This is a genomic window from Pontibacter sp. HSC-36F09 (genome assembly GCF_024171605.1).
GTDB lineage: Bacteria > Bacteroidota > Bacteroidia > Cytophagales > Hymenobacteraceae > Pontibacter.
Window position 1 is genome coordinate 336,785 of sequence record NZ_JALKAA010000004.1, and the last position, 22,729, is coordinate 359,513.

The window sequence follows — 22,729 nt, forward strand, 5'->3', positions numbered from 1 at the left end:
GCCTATGAACGAACTTTTACAAGCTACTTTTTCCGCCGTTAACATCCTCCCAACCGCCCTGTTGGCCTTCGTGCTGCTTTACTGGCTGGCCGTCATCTTCGGCCTGCTGGACCTCGACTTTTTCGATGTGGATGTAGCGCCCGATGTGGATGCAGATGGCGTGTCGGCCGTCAGCTGGCTCAACAATGTCCTGGCCTTTTTCAACCTGGGCAAGGTGCCTTTCATGGTATTTCTGACTTTCCTGGCGCTGCCTTTCTGGGCGATCTCGATCCTGGCCAATTACTACCTCAACGATGGCTATACCTGGTTAGGCTGGCTATACCTGATCCCGTCCTTTATCACAGCGCTTTTTGTGGCTAAATTCCTGACCATGCCTTTCATTCGCGTGTTTGCTGCCATGGAGAAAGAGCACGAATCGGCTGCCGCTATCATCGGCCAGATCTGCACGGTTACTTTGCCTGCCAACGGCAACGAGCTGGGCCAGGCTGCCGTGAAGACGACCGGCGCACCGCTTCTGTTGAATGTCAGAACGACCCAGGGCTCCGCTGTGCAAAAAGGGGAGACCGCGCTCGTGCTCGAGTACAATGCTGAAAACAAATTTTACCTTATAGAACCTTACCAAACCATTTAATTCGCATGCTAGAATCTTTATCCCTGTCTATCGTCATTATACTGGCGGTATTCGCGATTGGCTTTATCGCCATCGTTATCAAAATGTACCAAAAAGCCATTCAGGGCGAGGCCCTGGTGCGTACCGGTCTAGGCGATACGAAAGTGTCTTTCTCCGGTATTTTTGTAGTGCCCGTTATCCATAAATTGGAGGTGATGGACATTACGCTCAAGACGATCGTGATCTCCAGAACCGGCTCCGAAGGATTGATCTGTAAAGACAACCTGCGCGCTGATATTAAGGTGAACTTCTTTTTGCGCGTGAACAAAACGCCGGAAGATGTGATACAAGTGGCACAATCGATTGGCTGTAAGCGTGCCTCTGACCACTCGGCATTGGAGAGCCTGTTTGATGCCAAGTTCTCGGAAGCACTCAAGACAGTAGGCAAGCATTTCGATTTCGTGGACCTGTACCAGAGCCGCGACGATTTCAAGCGTCAGATTCTGCAGACGATCGGCACCGACCTGAACGGCTACGTACTGGACGACTGCGCGATCGACTACCTGGAGCAGACCCCACTCACCCACCTGAACGAGAACAACATCCTCGATGCCGAGGGTATCAAGAAGATCATCGACCTGACGGCCAAGCAGAAAGTACAGGCCAACCTGATCGAACGCGAGAAGCAGAAGACCATCAAAAAGCAGGACGTAGAGGCCCAGGAAACCATTTTGGAGCTCGAGAAACAGCTGGCTGAAAACGAAGAAAAGCAAAAGCGCGAGATTGCCAACATCAAATCGCGTGAGTTTGCCGAGATGGAAAAAGTGCGCCACGAAGAGCGCCTGAAAGCAGAAAAAGCCCGCATCGCCACCGACGAAGAAGTGAAAATTGCCGAGCAGAACAAAGACCGCCAGATACTGGTAGCTGAGCGCAGCAAGCAACGCACCGACGCCATCGAAACAGAGCGTGTGGAGCAGGCGCGTTTGCTGGAGGCCAATGAAAAGGAGCGTATCGTATCGCTCGCTCAGATCGAGAAAGAGAAAGCCATTGAAGAAGAGCGCAAAAACATACAGGGCATTATCCGTGAGCGTGTGACCGTGGAAAAAGCCGTGGTAGAAGAAGAAGAGAAAATCAAGGACACCAGGGCCTTCGCTGAAGCAGATCGTGTGAAAGCCGTGGCGATTAAGAACGCGGAGCGTGAAGCAGAAGAGTCGCTGGTGAAAGAGATCAAGAGTGCCGAAGCAGCCCGTCAGGCATCGGAGTTCCGCGCCAAGCAAATGCTGATCGATGCCGAGGCGGAGCAGGTATCCTCAAACAACAGGGCACAGGCGATCAAGACCATGGCCGAGGCGGAAGCCGCGCAGGCAGCAGCCATTGGCCTGTCCGAAGCACAGGTAATGGAAGCCAAAGCCCATGCCCGTCAGAAGGAAGGTGAGGCGGAAGCGCAGGTGATCAAGGCAAAAGCCAATGCACAAGCCGAAGCCGACGAGCGACTGGGTATGGTAACGGCCAAAGTGACGAAGGAGAAAGGTATAGCCGATGCGACGGTAGTAGAGAACCTGGCTGCCGCCGAAGAGAAACGCGGTCTGGCAGAGGCCCGTGTGATCGGAGAGAAGTTCACGGTGGACGCCAAAGGTATAGAGGAGAAAGCAGAGGCCATGCGCAAACTGGACGGCGTAGGCAAAGAGCACGAAGAGTTCAAGCTGCGTCTGGAGAAAGACAAAGCGATCGAACTGGCACACATCAGCATCCAGAAAGACATTGCCGCTTCTCAGGCCGAAGTAATTTCCGAGGCGCTGAAGTCAGCGAAGATCGACATCGTGGGTGGCGAGACCATGTTCTTCGACCAGATCGTGGGTTCCATCACCAAAGGCAAGCAGGTAGACCGACTGGTAGGTAACAGCGAAGTGCTGAACACGGTGAAGGAGACCTTCTTCCAGCCAAACGGCAACGGCCATGTGGACTTCCGCGAGAACCTGCAGCAGTTCATCAACCAGTTCGGTATGACCTCCGAAGACGTGCGCAACCTGAGCGTGTCGGCTATTTTGCTGAAGATGATGCAGAGCAGTGCTGATGAAGGCACGCTGAACACATTGAAGCAGTTGACCTCAGCGGCTACGGCGATGGGGATCGCGGACAAGCCTTATATTTCATTGAACTAGGATTAGTTAGGGTATACTGAGAAGATTAATCATCAAAGAGTAATGCTATGATCAAAAAAACACGCGACTTTTTAAGAAGTCGCGTGTTTCCTAAATCAATGTATTATCTATGATGAATTTAAATTATAGATCAAGAGTCATGGATGAATTCTGAAGCCTAAAAACGTTTTCCTTTCAATGCATTTGTGTATATAAATATATCCTATGAGTAACGAATTATCAAAACCAGATTCAAATGTTAAATCCACTATTGAAGCTGCTACAGGTTTAGTAAAGGCAATACCAATTTACCAAGATGCAATTCAGCCATCTGCCCAACAAATAGGTAAATCTCTAGAAACAATCACTAAGACTGTTAACATTGCATTAGCTCCAATAAAGGTTTTAGTTTGGGGATATGAGCAGATAGAACAATTTGTATCTAACAGAGTTGCTGAAAAACTAAGTAAAGTGCCTGAAGAAAATATCGTTACTCCTCCTCCACAAGTAGCGGGACCAGCGATAGAAGCCTTAAAGTATTCCGGACATGATGAAAACCTAAGAGAACTTTTTGCAAACCTTTTAGCAACTGCCATGGATAAAGCAACAATCCACAGTGCGCATCCTGGATATGTTGAAATAATCAAAAATCTCACTTCAGACGAAGCAGTCTTATTATCTGCATTTGTGGATAAATCTGTTTATCCAATAATAAATATTAACGCAAAGTCTAAAGATGAAAATGGAGGGTTTATACTCAAATATCCTAAATATTCACATTTGCACAAAGCTGTTACAGTCAGTCAAGTAACTATGCTGCCTTCCTACTTGGACAATCTGTGTAGATTAGGTATTCTTGAATCACCATCGGGTTTATCTATGACAGCACCTAATACATATGAGCCTTTAGAAATTGATGAAGAATTAGCACAATTAAAAAGTGAAATTGTGAGCGATAATTATGATATCGACTTTAAAAGAGGGCTTATAAGACCAACTTCTTACGGAAAGCAATTCATTCAGAATGTTGTCATAAGTAAGTAGTTAGTTTATCACAATAAAGAGTAAAAGCATTAGTATCACATGTACCACCTATAAGTTAATGAAAACCATTAGTGCAGATTAAGCTATGAAAATAATGGCACCTAACTAGGCGCCATCAGACTTACCCATCTTCAATTTTTAATCCTCCACCTACATGGAAGATACCAATACCACCACCATTGCCACTGCCGAAAACGTGCAGTTAGAGGGTGGTACCTATGAAATCTTACGGAACCGTCTGCAAAAAAGCGGGGCCGAACTGCGTGCGCAACTGGAACAGCTGAACCAGGAGCGGAAGAGCGTGTTTGGTGCCATTGAGACGCAACTGATCACGACCGAGCGCATTACCACCGAAAATAACTGTGTGCCCTGGGACATGGTGCCGGTGGGCTATACCTTGCTTTTTGGCTACAACGTGTACCTGGGCCTCAAGTCGGAAGTGGAGCTGTCGGATGTGTTTGGTGTCTATACTTACGAAGGCCACAGCTTTCATCAGCAGTCGCTGGATGTGCTGCAGGTCAAGACCTTTCAGGACGATTTCCAGAAACTCTACAAATACTACAAGAATACCCAGTTCGTCAAGTTCGCGCACATCGGCAACTACCTCTACATGGTGTTCCGGGTGGGCAAAGGCCTGAACGATATCAAGACCTTTAAGTGGTTGCTCAAAGGCGACACGATCACCTACATCGATAACCGCAGCGATCACGAGTACGTGTTCCCCAACCAGCACGACTTCAGCTGGAAACGCACCACCCGAGAGGCACAGCGCAAAGGCAAGCACCCGCACGTGTCCATCGAGGACAAGGTGTTTGTGGAGACGGTCGGCGGTGATCTGACCATTAAAGTAGAAGACAACACTGACTCCGGTCGTGGCATTTATTCCGAAGAAGTCGAGGACAAAGACCAGACGCTGGATGATTCGGAAATCTACTACGCCGTGGTTGGCAATATCATCATCCTGAAGATCCGGCCATACCGCGAGAATAACTACCGCTATTTCGTTTACAACTCCAAGCTGCAGGAAGCCCGCCGCATCGACGCGCTGGAGCACAGCTGTGTGCTGTTGCCGGACGGACAGGGCATTATCTACGCCTATGGCTACTACCTGCAGACGGGTGAGTTCAAAGCTTTCGACAACAACCTACAGGACATGCTCTTCGAGAAGCGCATTGCTTCCCCGAACGGCGAGGATTTCCTGTATGTGTTCTACAACAAGGAGTCAAGCGTATACCTCCTGCTGTCCTACAACCTGATCACGCAGCAGATCGAAACGCCGATCGTGTGCCACGGCTATGCCATTTACGAGAACGGGGAGCTGTGTTATTTCCGGGCGGATGAAGAGGCGCAGAAGCACCACGCCATCCAGATCTGGCAGACGCCCTACATCGGACCGAACTTCGTTATACCTGTCACACAGGAGTCTTACCTCTATAAGATCGGTAACAAGGATATTGTACGGGCGATGGCGGAGAGCAACGAGGTGCTTTCCTTGCTCCACAAAGACGATTCATACGCCAATCTATACTTGGATCTGATCAAGAAAACGACGGATGTGCTGGACTCCTACCACTGGCTCAACCGTGCGGAAACTTACAACCTGGCGGCCCCGCTTGCGGCTATCCGGCAGACGGCTACGGCGGCCGTGGAGGAGTACGAGAAGGTGCTCAGCATCAAGAAAAACACGCAGGCGCAGATCAGTCAGGTGCTGGGGCAAGCCGATGCGCTGATCCAGACGCTGAAGCACAAAAAGGCCGAAAGCATCAACGATTATGTGAAGTATTTGGCCGACCTACGCGGTATACGCGGTGAAGTGATTTCGCTTAAAGAGTTGCGCTACACCGACCTGCCGACCATCGAGAAGTACGAGGCGCAACTGCAGCAATTTGCGCAGGAAACAGCCAACGGAGCGGTTGAGTTTCTGTTGCAGCCCAACGCACTGGCGCCTTACGAGAAGAAGGTAAAGGAGATCAATACCGCGATCGAAGGTATAGCGAAGGTAGTGGAGGCCGATGCGACCGACAAAGAGATTGCGGCGGTATCGGCGGAGCTGGAAATGCTGATAGATGTGGTGAGTAACCTCAAGATCGAAGATGCCACCCAGACCACCCGCATCATCGACACCATTTCGGCCATTTATGCCACCTTCAACCAGACCAAAGCCACGCTGCGCCGCAAGCGCAAAGAACTTTTGAGTCAGGAAGGTAAGGCCGAATTTAACTCACAGATCAAGCTGATCAGCCAGAGTGTAGTGAATTACCTTGATGTATCAGACTCGCCGCAGAAGTGTGAAGAATACCTGGCTAAACTGATGGTGCAGCTGGAGGAATTGGAAGGCAGATTCCCGGATTTCGATGAGTTCATTGAGCAGCTCACGGTCAAGCGGGAGGAAATCTACAGTGCTTTCGAATCGAAGAAGGTGCAGCTGCAGGAGGCGCAGAACAAACGAGCCAACAGTCTGCAGCAAGCCGCCGACCGCATCCTGAAAGCGGTGCAAAATCGCGCCGGAAAACTAACTTCGATAAACGAAATCAACGGCTACTTCGCCTCCGACCTCATGATTGAGAAGGTGCGGAGTACGGTGGAGGAATTGCTCAAGATTGGCGACACCGTGAAGGCTGACACCATCCAGAGTCGCCTTAAAACCCTAAAGGAAGACGCTGTGCGTCAGCTCAAGGATAAGCAGGAACTGTTTGTAGAGGGCGCCAACATACTCAAGTTCGGCAAACATCAGTTTACGGTAAATACGCAGCCGCTGGAACTGAGCGTGGTGCACCGCGATGACGCCATGTACTACCACCTTACCGGCACCAACTTTTTTGAGAAGATCACTGATGACCAGTTTTTGAGCTACCGTCCGGTGTGGGAGCAGACGCTGGTGTCGGAAAACCACCAGGTATACCGTGCCGAGTACCTGGCCTTTAAAGTGCTGGAAGCGGCGCAGGACAAAGGTATAGCTGGTCAGCAAACGGATAACAGTCTGCTATACCTAAGCATTGATGAACTGCACAAACTCACGGAGGCAGAGCTGACGGAATATGTGAACAAATTCATGGCCGTGCGCTTCAACGAAGGTTACATGAAAGGTGTGCATGATCACGACGCGGCCCTTATTTTAGGAGCCCTGATTCGCCTGATTAAAACAGCCGATCTGTTGCGCTATACCTCCATCGACCGGGCCTGTGCGCAGCTATACTGGCAGGTGTTTTTGCCGGAAGCCAAAAAGAAAACGCTCCATCACCAGCTCCAGGGTATAAGCGCCATCCTGCAGGTCTTCCCCGACACACACGAGTTTGATGATGTGAAAGCCGATCTGCAGCAGGAACTCTATACCTTCCAGCAGGAGACGGGACTCTGCAAAGAAGCCAGTGCCGCCGAGGCTGGCGCTTACCTGTTCTATGAGCTCACCCGAGGCAACCAGTTTGTTATCGACAGTCAGGCCGACGTGCTTTATGTTGGCTTCAAGCATTTCCTGACGGAGCGCAAGGTGCTGGATCGGTTTGAAGATTCGGTGAAGGCGCTGCAGGAAAATGTGGCGCACCAGTTCGAACTGATTCAGCACTGGCTGAAGGCTTACATCGCGCAGGCGGGTCAGCATGACAAGGCCGAGTTTGTGGCCGAAGTGGCGACACTCTTGCTCACCGACAGCTACAACCCGTTACAGGTTGTGCACACGGTGCTGAAAGAAAATCTGCAAGGTATGCAGGGCGCGCACCAGCAGGTACAGGGCCAAAGCTACCAACTGAACTATCACCAGTTTCTGCACCGCCTCCGCGACTATACCAGCAGCACTGCTACGGCCTTTACAGCTTTCACGGAGCTCAAAAAGAACATGACGCAGCAGGCCGAGCAGGCGCTTCGCCTGAACGAATTTAAGCCGCGGGTGCTGTCTTCCTTTGTGCGTAACAAACTGATCGACCAGGTATACCTGCCGCTGATCGGCGCCAACCTGGCCAAGCAGATCGGCACGGCAGGGGAGGCCAAGCGCACCGACCTGATGGGAATGCTACTCCTGCTTTCTCCGCCGGGCTATGGTAAGACGACCATAATGGAGTACATTGCTAACCGCCTGGGCATTATCTTTATGAAGATCAACGGTCCGGCTATCGGGCACCAGGTAACAGCGCTGGACCCGAAGGAGGCGCCCAATGCCGCTGCCCGCGAAGAGCTGGAGAAGCTGAACCTTTCCTTTGAGATGGGTGACAACGTGATGATCTACCTCGACGACATCCAGCACTGTAATCCCGAGTTTTTGCAGAAATTCATCTCCCTTTGCGATGCCCAGCGCAAGATCGAAGGCGTGTACAAAGGCCGCAGCAAAACCTATGATTTCCGGGGTAAGAAGGTATGCGTGGTGATGGCCGGCAACCCCTACACCGAAACAGGAGAGAAGTTCCGCATCCCGGACATGCTTGCTAACCGTGCCGACATCTACAATTTGGGTGACATCATCGGCGATACCGAAGACGTGTTCAAACTGAGCTACATCGAAAACTCCCTGACCTCCAACACGGTGTTGGCAAAGCTGACGGCAAAGAGTCAGAAAGATATTTACGCGCTGATTCAGCTGGCTGATAGCGGCAACAGCGAAGGGCTGGAGTTTGAAGGTAACCACTTGGCAGCCGAATTGAACGAGTATGTGCTGGTGCTGAAAAAGCTGCTCAAGATTCAGGATGTGATCCTGAAGGTGAACCTGGAGTACATCCGATCAGCGGCGCAGGCAGAGGAGTACCGCACAGAGCCGGCCTTTAAGCTGCAAGGCTCTTACCGCAACATGAACAAGCTGGCCGAAAAAGTCATGCCGATCATGAATGACCAGGAACTGCAGACGCTGATCCTGTCGCACTACGAAGCCGAGTCGCAGACGCTCACTTCCGGTGCCGAAGCCAACATGCTCAAGTTCAAGCAGCTCATCGGCATCATGACCGAGGCAGAGGCGCAGCGCTGGGAAGACATTAAAGCCACGTTCGTGCGCAACAACAAGCTCAAAGGCTTTGGTGGCAACAACCAGGTAGGGCAGGTGCTTTCCGAAATGGAAAACATCTCCGGCGGACTGGCAGGTATAAAGGATGTGCTCAGTCAGTTTAAGCCGAGCAGATTGGAAGCCGAAGAGATTTAAGGTATAGCATTAGCCAAATAAGCAGCCCCTGCAGGTATAGCTACTGCAGGGGCTTTTTTATCTTATATGGTCGGTTACTTACTTCAACAGACTAGCCAGTTTCTCAGAGAGTTCGGCGCCTTTCACATTAATGGCCGCAATGTTACCTTCCTGATCTATCAGGAAATTATAAGGTATAGCATTTACATTGTACTTCTCAGCTAAATGGCTGTACCAGCCTTTCAAGTCAGTATAATGAATAAAAGGCATCTGGTACTTGTCCATGGCTTTCCGCATTTTCTCATCGTCCACATCGAGCGAAATAGCCAGCACCTCGAATCCCTTTTGCTTGTGGCTATCCGCGATTTTGATGAGTTCAGGCATTTCTTTTAAACAGGGTGCACACCAGCTCGCCCAAAACTCCAGCAGCACCACCTTGCCTCTAAACTGATCAAGCGTGAGTTTCCGGGTGTTGTGGTCAAGGGCAAAGGCCGGGACTTTGGATCCGACGGCAATCGTATTCTTAGGGACCGTCAGACTCATAAATTGCTGTCCCATGTCAGAGGTTTGCACTTCGGGGCTCAGCGATCTGAACAGAGCCAAAGATTCCTCCGGGTTCTCTTTATTGTAAATGGCAGGCAAAAGAAAGGCGCTTGCATAGGAAGTTGGGTGCTGCCTGATAAAGGATATGATTTCTGTTTTCATTAATGCCTCACCCTTCGCTATTCGCTCCTTTAACTCCTCCGCTCTCACCATATCTTTTCGTTTCATGGCAGCCGCAAGGCTATCCTGAATGGCAGGGATACTACCTCCGTTGGCATGCGTGATTCGCATCTCTAAATCAGCGAGTTGGTTATTCAGGCTGTTGGGAGCAGACGAGTGAATTTTTGCCTCATGTAGCTTCTTAACCCCGTTGAAAAAAATGGTTCCGGGCTCTACAAAGAAGACCTTTCCCCCGGTATGATCATCTCCTATGCTGACCATGTAAGGCTCATCAACAGGAAGCGTGAATGAAAACTCCCCGTTTTTCATGAGCACATTTTGTGACAGAGGGTAACTTTTAGAGATGGATACTACCCGGAGCGTGTCGGTTAGGCCTGAACTCAGCCTCCCCTTGATGATACACTGTTTCGTTTGTGCAAATGCTGCCATAGGCAATGCAAAAACAATAAAAAGGATGAGAAGCTTTTTCATATAGATGAGGGTTTTGCTGAGAAATACAAATGCATTGATCAAACCCGAAGGTTGGGTTGTCATCGTGAAAGATTCAGCATGCCGCTCCATCCAGGTATAGCTGCCATATTAGGCCAGGCAGTTTACTCCTCGTTCTCCTTTTGCTGATAAAGGGGGTATTTTAGAGAAAGTCATGCAACACCTGAACTTTTAATTCAGGCATAGGCTTTCTTACTCTTAATCTTTAACGGAAAGTGAATACGCTTTTTAAAGTTTTAATATATCAAAAATACAATAATTATCCATCCATGCAAATGAATTCAGGTATAGCTTCGTTTTTAACCCGATTCATTCTCTCAGAAATTAATCATAAGAAGTAATCAGTAACACTTGGTTTTGCTTATGCGGTTGGTATAAGTAGACTGGATATTTTTGTACTCCCTTATAACAGGGTATAAAAATCAAATTTTTGGAACTTCAGCGAGTTGACTTATCCCTTTAAAAACCCGACCTTTGTACTTCTATGCAATTAGCCATCACCTCATTAAATTCCGGCAGCAACGGCAACTGTTACTACATCGGCAACGAGCAGGAAGCCGTGCTGGTAGATGCCGGCATTTCGTGCCGCGAGACCGAAATGCGTATGCGCCGCCTAGGTCTGTCCATGCGCAAGGTGAAGGCTATTTTTGTGTCGCACGAGCACTCCGATCACATCAAAGGCATACCGGTGCTGGCGCGTAAGTACAAATTGCCGGTTTACATTACAACCAGTACCTTGTACCGTTCCCGCATGGACCTGAGTGGGGTAGAGGTAGTGTCCTTTACTGGATACGAGCCGGTGCAGATCGGTGGCTTGTCCGTTACCGGATTCCCGAAGTTTCATGACGCGGCTGACCCGCACAGTTTTGTGGTGGAAGGTAATGGCGTGAAGATTGGTGTGTTTACGGATATTGGTGCCCCATGCGATCACGTCATCCGGCATTTCCAGCAGTGCCATGCGGCTTTCCTGGAAACGAATTACGACGAGGGTATGCTGGAGCAGAGTTACTACCCTTATTATCTTAAACGACGCATTAGCAGCAACCATGGACACATGTCCAACAAGCAGGCACTAGAGCTGTTTGTGGCTCACAAGCCGGCCTTCATGAGCCATGTGTTCCTGTCGCACCTCTCCAAAGACAATAACTGCCCGAAACTGGCGAAGAGTTTGTTCGAGACCTGTGCCGATGGTACTGAAATAGTAGTTGCCTCCCGATTTGAAGAGACCCCCGTGTATAACATTAGCTGTCAGGGCGATATTTTCGGAAGCACCTTGTCTGTGGCGGATATCACACCGGCCGGGGAGCAATTGTCGCTGTTTTAGCCTCTGCTTTATATGCCTGCACAATGAAATTTAAAACAAGTAAGCGCGATTTTATCAATTTTTTAATCGCTGCCATTGTCTTATTAGGAAGTGGTATATGGATGATCGTAAATGATTTGGTGGCGGTTGGTGTCCATGGCAAAACACTTTCTGCTTCAGGCTATGGCGGACATTTATTAATTTTAGTGAGTTTAATTTTCTTTTACGTTGCCTACCACTGCCTTTCGCCCTTCAGCAAAATCAGGCGTTTTTTTGAGGGTGGGTGGAGAAGAAAAAAGAAGTGAAATGTGAGCCTTCAAGCCTTGCCTACTAAGTTGTGTAGTATACCTGTGTTGTCAATAATCAGATATTTCATATCAGCCTATACCTACGAACGTTAGCAAAAAATCCTTATGCACGATTCGGACAGGTCGCGACCTGTCCCTACAGTTAGCCACTTTATATAAAAAGCTCTTCCAAACTGCTCTTCGGGATTTATCAATCCTGAAGCAAACTGTAGGGGATTTCCTAATCCCCGTGAGTAGGTTTTGCAGGTTTACGGGGACAAGGATGTCCCCTGCAGAAATGCTTGCGGACATGGATGTCCGCAAAAGCCAGTGTTAAGTCACCGAATGGATACGACGTTGGGTATAGCATCGCTCTATCACAGCTTTCAAACTCCAAAACTCCTCAGCTCTTAAACTTCCTTAGTTCGCCCGCTTCAGATACTTATACAATTCCGAGTCAGTAGACAGAATAACACTCGTCTTGTCATCAAAAGATTTCTCAAGCGTCTCCATAGAGCGAAGGAAGGAATAGAGTTCGCGAGCCTGTGCGTTGCGGTTGTAGGCGGAAGCGTAGATAGATGTTGCCTGCGCGTCGGCTTTACCGCGGATCACCTCGGCTTCGCGGGTGGCCTGGGAAGTGATCTGAGCCAGGTCACGCTCTTTGTTACCCTGTATCTTGCGGGCCTCGCCCTGGCCTTCGGAACGGAACTGGTCGGCGATCCGGTTACGCTCACTGATCATGCGGTCGTATACCCGGTTACGCACTTCGTCCACATAGTTCATGCGCTTAAAGCGGAAATCCAGGATCTGCACACCCAGGTCTGAGGTACGTTCGTTGGCTCGTTTCAGAATCAGCGCCTCAATCTTGTCACGGCCGACTGTGATCTTATCCAGGTTTTCCAGGTCTTCCATTACCTCGTCCGATACCTCGGGCTCGCGGTTGGTGGAGCGCACGATGTCGAGCAGGTCGTGGCTGGCAATGGCGTTGCGGGTCTCGCCGTCCAGTATGTCGTCGAGGCGTGACTGGCCGGAACGCTCGTCACGCAGACGGATGAAGAACTGCAGCGGATTGGTGATCTGCCAGCGGGCATAGGAATCCACGAAGATAAACTTCTTGTCCTTGGTAGGTACCTGATTAGCATCACCATCCCACTCAAGGTAACGCTTATCAAAGAACTGCACCTTTTGTACGATCGGGATTTTGAAGTGTAGGCCCGGCTGGGTGAGTGGTTTGCCTACGGGCTTGCCAAACTGAGTGACGATGGCCTGCTTGGTTTCGTCGAGCACAAATACGCTGGTGAAAAGCAGGGTAAGTAGCAACACAGCGGCTAAAAGCGATAGTATCTTTGGGGTTTTCACAGGCTATTTCGTTTGCGTTTGTGTTTTGTTTTGATCCAGGTTTAGGAGGGGCAGCACGTTGTTGCCACGTTCGTCTACGATCACTTTTCCACCAATTTTTGGTAGGATACGTTCCATCGTTTCCAGGTATAGACGTTTCTTGGTTACCTCAGGGGCTTTCACATACTCTTCGAAAAGCGAGTTGAAACGGGCAGCCTCACCCGTAGCCACGTTGACACGCGTCAGCGCATAAGCCTCGGCCAACTGAACCGTTTCATCGGCCTCGCCACGCGCACGCGGAATAATGCGGTTATACTCCGACTCCGCCTGGTTGATGAGGGTTTCGCGCTCCTGCTGGGCTTGGTTAACGGCGTTGAAAGACGGTTTCACCGTTTCCGGAGGATTCACGTCCTGCAGTACCACCTGGTCGATGCGAATACCATTTTCATATTCATCGCACATTTGCTGTAGCAGTTCTTCCATGCTGGTGGCCACCTCCTGACGACCCACGGTGAGGACTTCGTTCACGGTGCGGTCACCTACAATTTTACGCATTGCCGACTCCGACATATCACGCAGGGCTTTCTCGGCGTCGCGCACCTTGAACAGGTAGTTGTAAGAGTTCACGATCCGGTACTGTACCACCCATTCTACATTCGCCAGGTTCAGGTCGCCAGTCAGCATCAGCGACTCGTCGTTGAAATCTGCTTTCGAGTACTGGGTGTTTCGCTCTAAATCCGTCGTTCTAAAACCAAACTCCTGCTTGAGCTGGCGCTGTACCGGAATCTTCTGCATTTCTTCTATCCCGAAAGGTAAAATGAAGTTCAGGCCGGGCTGTACCGTGCGGTCGTAGTGGCCTACGTACATCACCACGCCTTCTTCTTCAGGGCCCACCGTCTTGACGGAAGTAAGCAAAATGATCAGCAAAAACAGTCCAAGTAAAATTTTGCGGAAGTGCTTGCTGAGCAGAAACATGTAATGCTGTAGTCGGTAATTCGGCTCGGCCATGGGCAATGCTTCGATTAGTTGATAGCGTTAAGATAACTAAAATATCTTAATATGTTAATGTCTTGATAGGTATAGCTGACTGGATTCAAGGTGCCCGTGCGCAGGTATAGGTAGCTTGTTGAGCCTTAGCTGTAAGGGAGTTCTAAGCTTTTTCCTGGTTTTCTTCGTACAGGGTAAAATTGAACAGGTAGCTTTTATTTTGTCATTTTCACTTAGCCCCGTAACGATATGAAGCAATTTTTCACTTGTGTTTTCGCCCTGTTGTTAGCGTATAGCGCCCAAGCTCAAAATACGACTATACCTGCTGCTGAGAATCAGATAAAGACTGCCGTGCTGGCTGCCCCTGCCGACAAGCGGGAAGGTGCCACCGTGCTGGGTTATAATCAGAAAGGGGAGGTAGTGACGTTGCGCAAAGGTACGAATGAACTAATCTGCCTGGCCGACGACCCAAGCCAGCCAGGCTTTTCGGTGTCGTGCTACCACCGCGATCTAGAGCCTTTTATGGCCCGTGGCCGTGAACTGCGCAAGCAAGGTATGAGTGCCAATGATATTTTCGGGACCCGCGAGAAAGAAGCCAAAAGTGGAAAGCTGACTTTACCCAAGCAGCCGACTTCGCTCTTCGTGTACAGTGCACCGGAGGAGCAGGTGAACGTTCGCACCGGTGAAGTGGCCGATGGCTATCTGCGCTACGTAGTTTACATTCCCTGGGCGACTGCCGAGAGCACTGGCCTTCCGATCAAACCAGACCAGGGTGCGGTTGCCATGCCCTGGATCATGCATCCGGGCACACATGGGGCGCACATCATGATCAACCCGCCTAGAGCCAAAGCGGGGGACAGTAAGCAGTAACGGTTTTCTTATACCTGTGCAGACTGGTTAACCACCGTTAACTGATCAGTGTTTTCGCTTGTTAACCAGTTTGTTAACTGTTCTTAACAGGATAAAGGCCATTACACCACTCACACCAATTATTTTGATGACTCTTTCCGGATCCGGGATAGATCTGAACTTTGTGTTACCGTCTTTTATTTCGATATAACCCACCGGTTTAATGGCCACGCCACCGCCGCCGCCTATTCCTTCTTCGCCCGCTTTGGAGCCACTGCCACCACCAAAACCATACATGGCCTTGGCCGCAGGTATAACCGTAACGCCGTCCCGCTCCACCGGCTCACCGTAAATCGTGCTGGCATTTGCTGATATACCCAGCCGCTGCGCCAGACGCTCAATAAAACTGTTCTGATCTTTCTTTGCTACCTCTTCCATGTGCTAAAGTTTGATGTGTTTAGAAATGATGTCCTGATAAGTTAGTTGTACGTGATGGAACCGAATCGATTCAGAAAAGCCGGAGAGCGGCAGTGTATACGGGGTAGGCAATACTTACGGGAAGGTATAGGTATAAAAAAACAGACCCGTACATCGCTTCGGGTCTGTTTTTGAGAGCGGACCAGGTATACAATACCAGGCCGTTTTACTAATACTATTTTCCCTGGAGAGCTGTAATTTCTGAAAGCAAGGTATAAGAATGCTGTCGCTTCTCCGGATCAAAAATGCCCGTTGAGATCATCAGCTCATCCACCTGTGTTTCCTCCACGAAGGCTTCCAGTTCTTCCTGCACCGATTTCTTGCTGCCCACAAAACTGTAGCGCAACATTTGCTTCACCGCATACTCCTCTTGCAGACTCCAACGGTCCTTCATACTTTCCACGGGTGGCTGCATTGGCAAGGCTTTGCCCTGTATCACGTTCAGGAAGGACTGGTAAAGAGAAGTTGCCAGATGATTTGCCTCCGCGTCTGTGTCAGCGGCCACCACGTTCACGCAGGCCATGGCGTAAGGCTCCTGCAGCTGCTCAGACGGCCTGAAACTGTCGCGGTATACCTTGAGAGCATGGTGCAGGGCGGCAGGGGCGAAGTGACTGGCAAAAGCATAAGGCAAGCCCATGATACCGGCCAGCTGTGCCCCAAAAGTGCTCGAGCCCAGAATCCAGACAGGTATATCGAGGCCCTCGCCAGGTATAGCGCGCACCTTGGCTGTGCTGTTTTCTTTGCTCAGGTACTGCTTTAACTCAGCCACATTGTTCGGGAAATCTTCCACATTGCCCTGCAGGTCGCGGCGAAGGGCGTAGGCTGTTACCTGGTCGGTGCCGGGCGCACGGCCCAGCCCAAGGTCTATGCGGCCGGGGTACAGGCTCTCAAGTGTGCCAAACTGCTCTGCTACTACCAGCGGGGCATGATTGGGCAGCATGATACCACCGGAGCCTACCCTCAAAGTAGATGTACCACCGGCAATGTAACCGATCAGTACGACCGTTGCGGAGCTGGCAATACCGGGCATGTTGTGGTGCTCCGCCAGCCAGTAACGGGTATAGCCCAGCTGCTCGACGTGGCGTGCCAATTCCAGACTGTGGTGAAAGGAGTCGTGGATGCTTTTGCCGGTGCGGATCGGCACCAGGTCGAGTACGGAGAGTTTGATATCGCTTAGCTTTTTATCTGCCATGGTTATGTTTTGTTTGTCCTTGATTAGCACACACCCCCCACTTCGCATCTGTTGCCTTCGATGTCGAGCTTCTGGATGGTAGGCGCTACTTGCTTGAATACATTCAGGAAAGTTTCGGCAGGCTGGGCACCGCTCACCAGGTATTGGTCGTTGATTACAAAGGCGGGCACCCCGGTTATACCTGCGGACTGGGCAAAATCTTCCATCTGGCGTACTTCCAGTTTGCCTTCTTCGCCTTCAAAAAAGTTCTCTAAACGCTCAGCCGGTATACCTTGCGTTGTCCCTATTTCCTTGAGTACCGCCGTGTCGTTCATCTGGAGGTTGTCAGTAAAATACGCTTTGAACAACGCACTCGCTACTTCGTGCTGCACACCGTACTGGCCAGCCAGCCAGATCAGGCGGTGACCATTAAAGGTGTTGTTCACCGTCATACCTTCCGAAAAGTTGAACTGTATACCTTCCTCAGCACCGGCCTCGGTCATGCGCTGGTCCATTGCCGGCACCTGTGCCACAATTTGCTCGCCGTAGTTGCCCTTAAAGTAGTCGAGGCGGCCCAGGCCATCCTGTGGGATATTCGGGTTAAGCTCAAAAGCTTTGAAACTAATCTCGGCTTCGTATTGGTCTCCTACCTGCTGCAGCGCTTTGTCGAGTCTACGCTCGCCCACGTAGCACCAGGGGCAGTTAATGTCGGAAAAGATGTCTATTTTGATTTTCTGCTTTGTCATGGTCATTAATTTAAATGCGTAAGCCGGCGGCTACCCGATTGAGGCAGCCGCCGGCTGAAACATGCTGTGCTGAAGCTTATGCTTCCAGTACGAATTTTTCTTTCTGGCGTCTTACTTTCGGCAGTTTTACCAGCCAGTCGTTGGCGGTGTCGCGGTAACCAAGCGGCATCAGGGTAACGCTTCTCAGGCCCTTTTCAGGCAGATTGAGCAGTTTGTCCAGCGCAGCGGCATCAAAACCCTCCATCGGGGTGGCGTCCACTTTTTCGGTGGCAGCAGCTACCAGTCCCACCCCAAAAGCGATGTATGCCTGGCGTGCAGCCCAGTTGAAATTCTGCTCCTGTGTATTGCCTTTGGCTGTACCTAACAAGGTGTTTTTAAAGTCCTGCAGGTTCTCGACAGGCATGTTGCGCTCTGAAGCGGTATGCGAAATGAACTCGTCGATATGCGCAGTGGTGACATTGTCCCAGGCGGCAAATACCAGCAAGTGAGAGCTTTCCTCGATCTGTGGCTGATTGTAAGCAACTGATCTGATCTGCTTTTTCAGTTCTTCGTCCTCAATCAACAGCACTGAGTAAGGCTGCAGACCCATGGATGAGGGAGCCAATCGGATGGCCTCTAAAATACGTTCTACTTTATCGGACGGCACGCGCTGGCCGTTCATGCGCTTGGCGGCATAGCGCCACTGCAAAGTTTCTAGGATATTCATGTCTATACAACAGTTAAAAACCCAGTAATGTTTCATAACTAGGTTACTTTTAGTAACTCAAAGGTATTTGTTAAATTTGTACCTGTCAAGCAGGCACTTTAGCCGCACCTAGTAACATGGAAGTAACTATAGTTGATAGTCAGCGACTTGCAATCCAGAAAAAGATCGATAAAGTTTTGTGCAGCAAAGCAGATGTTACGTCCTGCTGCCCAATAAAGGATATTCTGGCCCGTTTCGGAGACAAGTGGTCCATCTATACCATCCTCACGCTGGGGAAGGAGGAAAAACTACGCTTCAACGAACTCAAAAGCCAAATCAATGGCGTTTCCCAACGCATGCTCACCGTCACGCTCCGCTCGCTGGAAGAAGACGGCCTGGTGAGCCGCGCAGTATACGCTGAGATTCCGCCCCGCGTGGAGTACAGCCTGACGCCGCTGGGAGAGGGGCTATTGCTGCAGCTTTTGCAACTTGCCGACTGGGCCAAGCTCAACATCAACCAAATTCTGGATGCACGGGAAAGGTATGGAAATAAAGAAATGCAGGCCTGACATTCTTGGTGGCAGGATGGCTTGAACCGACTGGCTGTAAGTTTATTAGAGGCTATACCTGTCAGTATATATTTTCAGGTATATTTAAACCCTGATGAGACTTTTTCATCTAAGTTTAAATGGCATCTGCATGAAAACTTCAGCACGCGAACAAAAGCTACAGCACCTCTACTGGCGGGCTGGCTTCGGTATACCTTTCAGGCCTGATCAGGCAAGCCCCGGCATCAAACAGGCCGTTCGCGAGCTCCTTCATGCTTCGAGCCAGGCAGTCCCCCTGCAGGTAGCGCTTCCACAAACAGAAACAAACCTGCAGACCGATATGCAGGATGCCGAGATGCGCCAGCTGCGGCAGCGGGAACGGATTAAAGGATTTGTGCTCCTCAACAACGCCTGGCTCCAGCAAATGGCTACTTCCGAAGCCCAGCTGCGCGAAAAGATGACCCTCTTCTGGCACGGGCACTTTGCCTGCCGCCTGCGGGAGCCCCGTTTTGCGCTGCTGCAGCACAACACCCTCCGCGAGCATGCACTGGGCAAATTCCCCGACCTGCTGCTGGCCATCTCCAAGGACCCCGGCATGCTGCAGTTCCTCAATAACCAGCAAAATCGCAAACAGCGCCCCAACGAGAACTTTGCCCGCGAGCTGCTCGAGCTTTTTACACTGGGCCGGGGACACTATACCGAACAGGATATCAAGGAAGGCGCCCGCGCCTTTACCGGCTGGTCTTACAACCCACAGGGTGAGTTCGTGTTCCGTGCGCGACAGCACGACCGGGGCCAAAAAACCTTTATGGGGAAGCGAGGAAATTTTACTGGGGAGGAGATTCTGCAAATGATAGTGGAGAACCCTCGCACAGCTGAATTCCTGACAGCGAAGCTCTATGCCTTTTTTGTAAGCGATACACTGAACCCGGAGCGCATTCAAAGCCTGAGCAGCTACTTTTACGAAACAGGCTACGATATACCCAGGTTGCTGGAGAAGATCTTCACATCGAAATGGTTTTACGGGCCGGATGTGGTCGGGAGCAAAATAAAATCCCCGATCGAGCTGCTGGCGGGTTTGCAACGCCAGTTTGACCTGAGCTATGCCGATGGCCGCGGTCCGCTGGTGTTGCAGCGGGCGCTGGGGCAGGAGCTGTTCAGGCCGCCTAATGTGAGTGGCTGGGCCGGGGGCCGCAACTGGATCGATAGCTCCACGCTCGCATTCCGGCTGCGCGTCGGGCCAGCGCTGCTGCAGGAAGCGGCGCTGGAAGTCAACCTAAAACCGGACGACGATACGGAGCCAACCGCCCCGCGAAAGCGCCGGCAGGATGGTTTACGGATCGTGCGCGCCAAAGCCGACCTGAGCGGACTGCACCAGCAACTGCAAAAAGTGAAGGACCGAGAGCTGATCGAGGAACTTAGCCAGAAGCTGCTGCAAGTGCCGCTGCAACCAGAAATTGCTGCTTTGCTCACCCAGCACATACCATCGGGAGCCGCATACACCGACAAAATCACGCTGCTGACGCTTCGGCTGCTTTCTTTACCTGAGTACCAGTTATGCTAGTTTTCCACCGCTCACGTTTGCACTATGGCAACTAATTCCAGAAGAGAGTTTATCAAAATGTCGGCGCTGGCCTCGGGCATGCTGCTGGTGCCCAATTTTCTGCATGGCCTTGACCGTAGCGGGATGCCGCTGCTGGCCAACTCCAACGGCAAAAGGCTGGTGGTAATCCAGCTCAGCGGCGGCAACGACGGCCTGAACACCGTCGTGCCCTACCAGAACGACCTGTATTACAAAGCGCGCCCTAGCCTGGCTATACCTTCCCGGGAAGTGCTCAAGCTGGACAAAGGGCTCGGGCTGAACCCGGCGATGGAAAAGTTGCGCCTCCTCTACGACCAGGGCTACGTGTCTGTTCTCAACAGTGTGGGCTACCCGGATCCGGACCGCTCGCACTTTCGCTCCATGGACATCTGGCACTCTGCCAGCGCCTCCAATGAGTACCTGAGCACCGGCTGGCTGGGCCGCTACCTCGACAGCTTATCGGGGCCTTCGGCCAACTACGCCGCTATTGAGGTAGACGACACGCTCAGCCTGGCACTGAAAGGAGCGCAATACACAGGTATAGCCGTACAGGATGTGAAGCGCTTTTTTCAGGCGACCAACGACCAGTTCCTGAAGCAGGCGGCGCAGTTACATGCTCAGGACCACATGCACCACCAGGTCGACTACCTCTACAAAACCCTGATCGATACGCAGCAATCGGCTGGTTACCTGCAGGAGAAAACCAAGGTATACCGCAGCAAAAAAGATTATCCGAACGGGGAGTTTGCCCGTAACCTGAAAACCATTGCAGAGTTGATCGCCTCCGGAGTAGAGTCTAGAGTGTATTATGCCTCCCTCACCGGTTTCGACACGCATGTGCGGCAGGCGGGGCAGCAGGCAAACCTGTTGCGGGAGCTCTCAGAGGGCCTGTACAGTTTTGTGGAAGACCTGAAGCAGCAGCAGGAGTTTGACAATACCGTGATCATGGTGTTTTCAGAATTTGGCAGGCGCGTCGCCCAGAACGCCAGCAACGGAACAGACCACGGCACGGCCAACAATCTCTTCCTGATCGGCGGAAAACTAAAGCAGGCGGGCATTTACAATGATGCCCCCAACCTGCAGGATCTCGACCAGGGTGACCTTAGGTATAGCATCGACTTCCGAAACATCTACGCCACTTTGCTGCACAATTGGCTGGGCGGGGACGCAGCAGGTATACTGGGGAACAAAACCCAGTTGCTATCGGGGCTTGTGTAAGGCATCGTTCTAAAAAATCCCGCTGTTTAGGTATAAGCGGCGGGATTTTTTTAACGATGCCTTGCGGCTTGGCTATTCCAAAATTTACTTCTAAAGGCTTCATTACCATCATAACCCTATAAAACTCTGCCATGTAGCCATTGAAGATGCCGCTTACGAGTTGAATAATAGCTCTTACAGCAGAAGCGAGTCAATGCGGTTGGCTTGCACCATGTTCTCGCAGGTGGACCAACTGAAGATGGTGAAGCGGCCGTCCTGGGAAGCGACCAGTGCAATTGCGTCGCGCTGGTCGTATACGAACTGAGCCGCCGACAAATGACGTGTGCCGCCAGTCAGCGCAGGCTGGTCAATAATGGCTCCGCCTCCGATCACCGGCTCCGTCAGAATCAGCTTTTCGACCGGAGTGCTTCCCAGCTTTCGGTCAATCTTGGCGCCAAAACCATACAGTTCATACTTGTCACTGATGATAGTAGCGCCGTCCACGGCCGTGAACCCTGCCATCGCATCGATCGCCCGTTTCATCTCATCCGGCCAGAGCGGGTCCTTATCGTCTTGTCGTAGCATCAATTCTGCCAGTTCAGAATAGGCAGGCCCCACCGCATACCGCATCGGGTGCCGGATAGACTCGCGCCATGTCTCTGAACCTGTAGGCACCACCAGCAGGATACCGCCTTTCTGATGGGAGCGCATCGACACAGCCAGCTGCACCAGCACATTGAGTGACTTGTTCCAAACGGTAAGCGAACTGAAGCCCAGCAGTGAGTACAACAGATCGGGACAATCAGGTATGTTGACGCTTTGTTCGTCTACGATCTTTACCTGATCTCCTGTCAGCACGGCCACGTTCACAAATTTGCCAAAACCATCTTTTCGGCGGTGCTTGATCACCAACAGACCGGGCTCTGAAACATCGAGCACAAAGCAAAAATCAGGTATACTGCGCGTCATCCCCCAAATGTGCAGGAAGTCTCCTTCGTACCACACGCCCAGGTGGATGCCCGGGCGCTCCACACCCGGCCCGATCTTGGTGAGAACAGCAGAGGTGAGGCTGAGGTGATGTTCGAACAGCAACGGTTGTTCAGATTGTTCCGGCCGCAGAAAGGCAAGCGATAATCTGGGGGAATGCCCTTCTTCCCGTCGCAGGCTCGCCCAGAAAGCGGCATCGATCATGGTTTCGATGATGCGAGCCGGGGGGATGGTCGCCAGGTTGGTATCGTTTATTTCTTTGGCTGCATTGATCTGGCTGGCAAAATGGTCTTCTGCAATCTGGGCTACTTCGCGTGCGGCTTTGTATGTCGATTTACCGATCATGTGTGTCTTCGGGTTTCAGGTATAGGCGACAGCACGAAAGCGAATGAGGATGTGGCACTGCCAAAAGTTTTATACGGTGTTCTGCAAGAAAACTTACAATTGCCTTCAAAAACGATGGTCGG

Annotated in this window: 18 protein-coding genes; 10 read left to right on the top strand and 8 right to left on the bottom strand. The window is 51.1% G+C overall.

What is annotated here, in order from left to right; genetic code table 11:
- Positions 1-4: 4 nt before the first annotated feature.
- From L1278_RS14350 to L1278_RS14365, 4 genes are all read left to right on the top strand, one after another.
- Positions 5-631, top strand: coding sequence for an OB-fold-containig protein (locus tag L1278_RS14350; protein ID WP_253405595.1), 627 nt, complete (start codon positions 5-7; stop codon positions 629-631).
- Positions 632-636: 5 nt separating this feature from the next.
- The gene (locus tag L1278_RS14355; RefSeq protein WP_253405597.1) at positions 637-2,772 is read left to right on the top strand and encodes a flotillin family protein; all 2,136 of its coding nucleotides are present in this window, start codon (positions 637-639) and stop codon (positions 2,770-2,772) included.
- Positions 2,773-2,976: 204 nt separating this feature from the next.
- Positions 2,977-3,795 carry a DUF4393 domain-containing protein gene (locus L1278_RS14360; protein WP_253405599.1) on the top strand — a complete coding sequence of 273 codons (819 nt, stop codon included), beginning with the start codon at positions 2,977-2,979 and terminating at the stop codon, positions 3,793-3,795.
- A 154-nt stretch (positions 3,796-3,949) separates the two neighbouring features.
- Complete coding sequence (locus L1278_RS14365; protein ID WP_253405600.1) at positions 3,950-8,914, top strand: DNA repair ATPase; 4,965 nt, start codon at positions 3,950-3,952, stop codon at positions 8,912-8,914.
- A 78-nt stretch (positions 8,915-8,992) separates the two neighbouring features.
- Here the strand turns inward: L1278_RS14365 and L1278_RS14370 are convergent, their stop codons facing one another.
- The gene (locus tag L1278_RS14370; protein ID WP_253405602.1) at positions 8,993-10,087 is read right to left on the bottom strand and encodes an AhpC/TSA family protein; all 1,095 of its coding nucleotides are present in this window, start codon (positions 10,085-10,087) and stop codon (positions 8,993-8,995) included.
- Positions 10,088-10,589: 502 nt separating this feature from the next.
- Between L1278_RS14370 and L1278_RS14375 the strand changes: the two genes are divergently transcribed.
- Both L1278_RS14375 and L1278_RS14380 read left to right on the top strand, forming a co-directional pair.
- Positions 10,590-11,429: an MBL fold metallo-hydrolase gene (locus L1278_RS14375; RefSeq protein ID WP_253405604.1), complete on the top strand. Its 840-nt coding sequence runs from the start codon at positions 10,590-10,592 to the stop codon at positions 11,427-11,429.
- Between the two features lie 23 nt (positions 11,430-11,452).
- On the top strand, positions 11,453-11,713 hold the full coding sequence (locus L1278_RS14380) for a hypothetical protein (protein WP_253405606.1): 261 nt from the start codon (positions 11,453-11,455) through the stop codon (positions 11,711-11,713).
- Between the two features lie 402 nt (positions 11,714-12,115).
- Here the strand turns inward: L1278_RS14380 and hflC are convergent, their stop codons facing one another.
- Both hflC and hflK read right to left on the bottom strand, forming a co-directional pair.
- Positions 12,116-13,054, bottom strand: coding sequence for a protease modulator HflC (gene hflC / locus L1278_RS14385; RefSeq protein ID WP_253405617.1), 939 nt, complete (start codon positions 13,052-13,054; stop codon positions 12,116-12,118).
- A 3-nt stretch (positions 13,055-13,057) separates the two neighbouring features.
- Complete coding sequence (gene hflK, locus L1278_RS14390; RefSeq protein ID WP_253405620.1) at positions 13,058-14,041, bottom strand: FtsH protease activity modulator HflK; 984 nt, start codon at positions 14,039-14,041, stop codon at positions 13,058-13,060.
- 228 nt (positions 14,042-14,269) lie between these two features.
- Here hflK and L1278_RS14395 point away from each other — a divergent pair, with 228 nt between their 5' ends.
- Positions 14,270-14,890 (top strand): hypothetical protein, encoded by a 621-nt coding sequence (locus L1278_RS14395; protein WP_253405622.1) that lies wholly within the window; start codon positions 14,270-14,272, stop codon positions 14,888-14,890.
- Positions 14,891-14,935: 45 nt separating this feature from the next.
- Here L1278_RS14395 and L1278_RS14400 read toward each other — a convergent pair whose 3' ends face one another.
- From L1278_RS14400 to L1278_RS14415, 4 genes are all read right to left on the bottom strand, one after another.
- Positions 14,936-15,307, bottom strand: coding sequence for a GerW family sporulation protein (locus L1278_RS14400; protein WP_253405624.1), 372 nt, complete (start codon positions 15,305-15,307; stop codon positions 14,936-14,938).
- Between the two features lie 214 nt (positions 15,308-15,521).
- Complete coding sequence (locus tag L1278_RS14405; RefSeq protein ID WP_220627845.1) at positions 15,522-16,538, bottom strand: LLM class flavin-dependent oxidoreductase; 1,017 nt, start codon at positions 16,536-16,538, stop codon at positions 15,522-15,524.
- A 23-nt stretch (positions 16,539-16,561) separates the two neighbouring features.
- Positions 16,562-17,263: a DsbA family oxidoreductase gene (locus L1278_RS14410; RefSeq protein ID WP_220627846.1), complete on the bottom strand. Its 702-nt coding sequence runs from the start codon at positions 17,261-17,263 to the stop codon at positions 16,562-16,564.
- A gap of 76 nt (positions 17,264-17,339) precedes the next feature.
- On the bottom strand, positions 17,340-17,969 hold the full coding sequence (locus tag L1278_RS14415) for an NAD(P)H-dependent oxidoreductase (protein WP_253405626.1): 630 nt from the start codon (positions 17,967-17,969) through the stop codon (positions 17,340-17,342).
- Positions 17,970-18,085: 116 nt separating this feature from the next.
- Here L1278_RS14415 and L1278_RS14420 point away from each other — a divergent pair, with 116 nt between their 5' ends.
- From L1278_RS14420 to L1278_RS14430, 3 genes are all read left to right on the top strand, one after another.
- The gene (locus tag L1278_RS14420) at positions 18,086-18,517 is read left to right on the top strand and encodes a helix-turn-helix domain-containing protein (RefSeq protein WP_253405628.1); all 432 of its coding nucleotides are present in this window, start codon (positions 18,086-18,088) and stop codon (positions 18,515-18,517) included.
- 130 nt (positions 18,518-18,647) lie between these two features.
- The gene (locus L1278_RS14425; RefSeq protein ID WP_253405630.1) at positions 18,648-20,060 is read left to right on the top strand and encodes a DUF1800 family protein; all 1,413 of its coding nucleotides are present in this window, start codon (positions 18,648-18,650) and stop codon (positions 20,058-20,060) included.
- 24 nt (positions 20,061-20,084) lie between these two features.
- Positions 20,085-21,296, top strand: coding sequence for a DUF1501 domain-containing protein (locus tag L1278_RS14430; protein WP_253405631.1), 1,212 nt, complete (start codon positions 20,085-20,087; stop codon positions 21,294-21,296).
- 174 nt (positions 21,297-21,470) lie between these two features.
- Here L1278_RS14430 and L1278_RS14435 read toward each other — a convergent pair whose 3' ends face one another.
- Entirely contained in the window at positions 21,471-22,607 is a 1,137-nt protein-coding gene (locus tag L1278_RS14435) for a putative sensor domain DACNV-containing protein (RefSeq protein ID WP_253405632.1), read from the bottom strand.
- Positions 22,608-22,729: the final 122 nt, after the last annotated feature.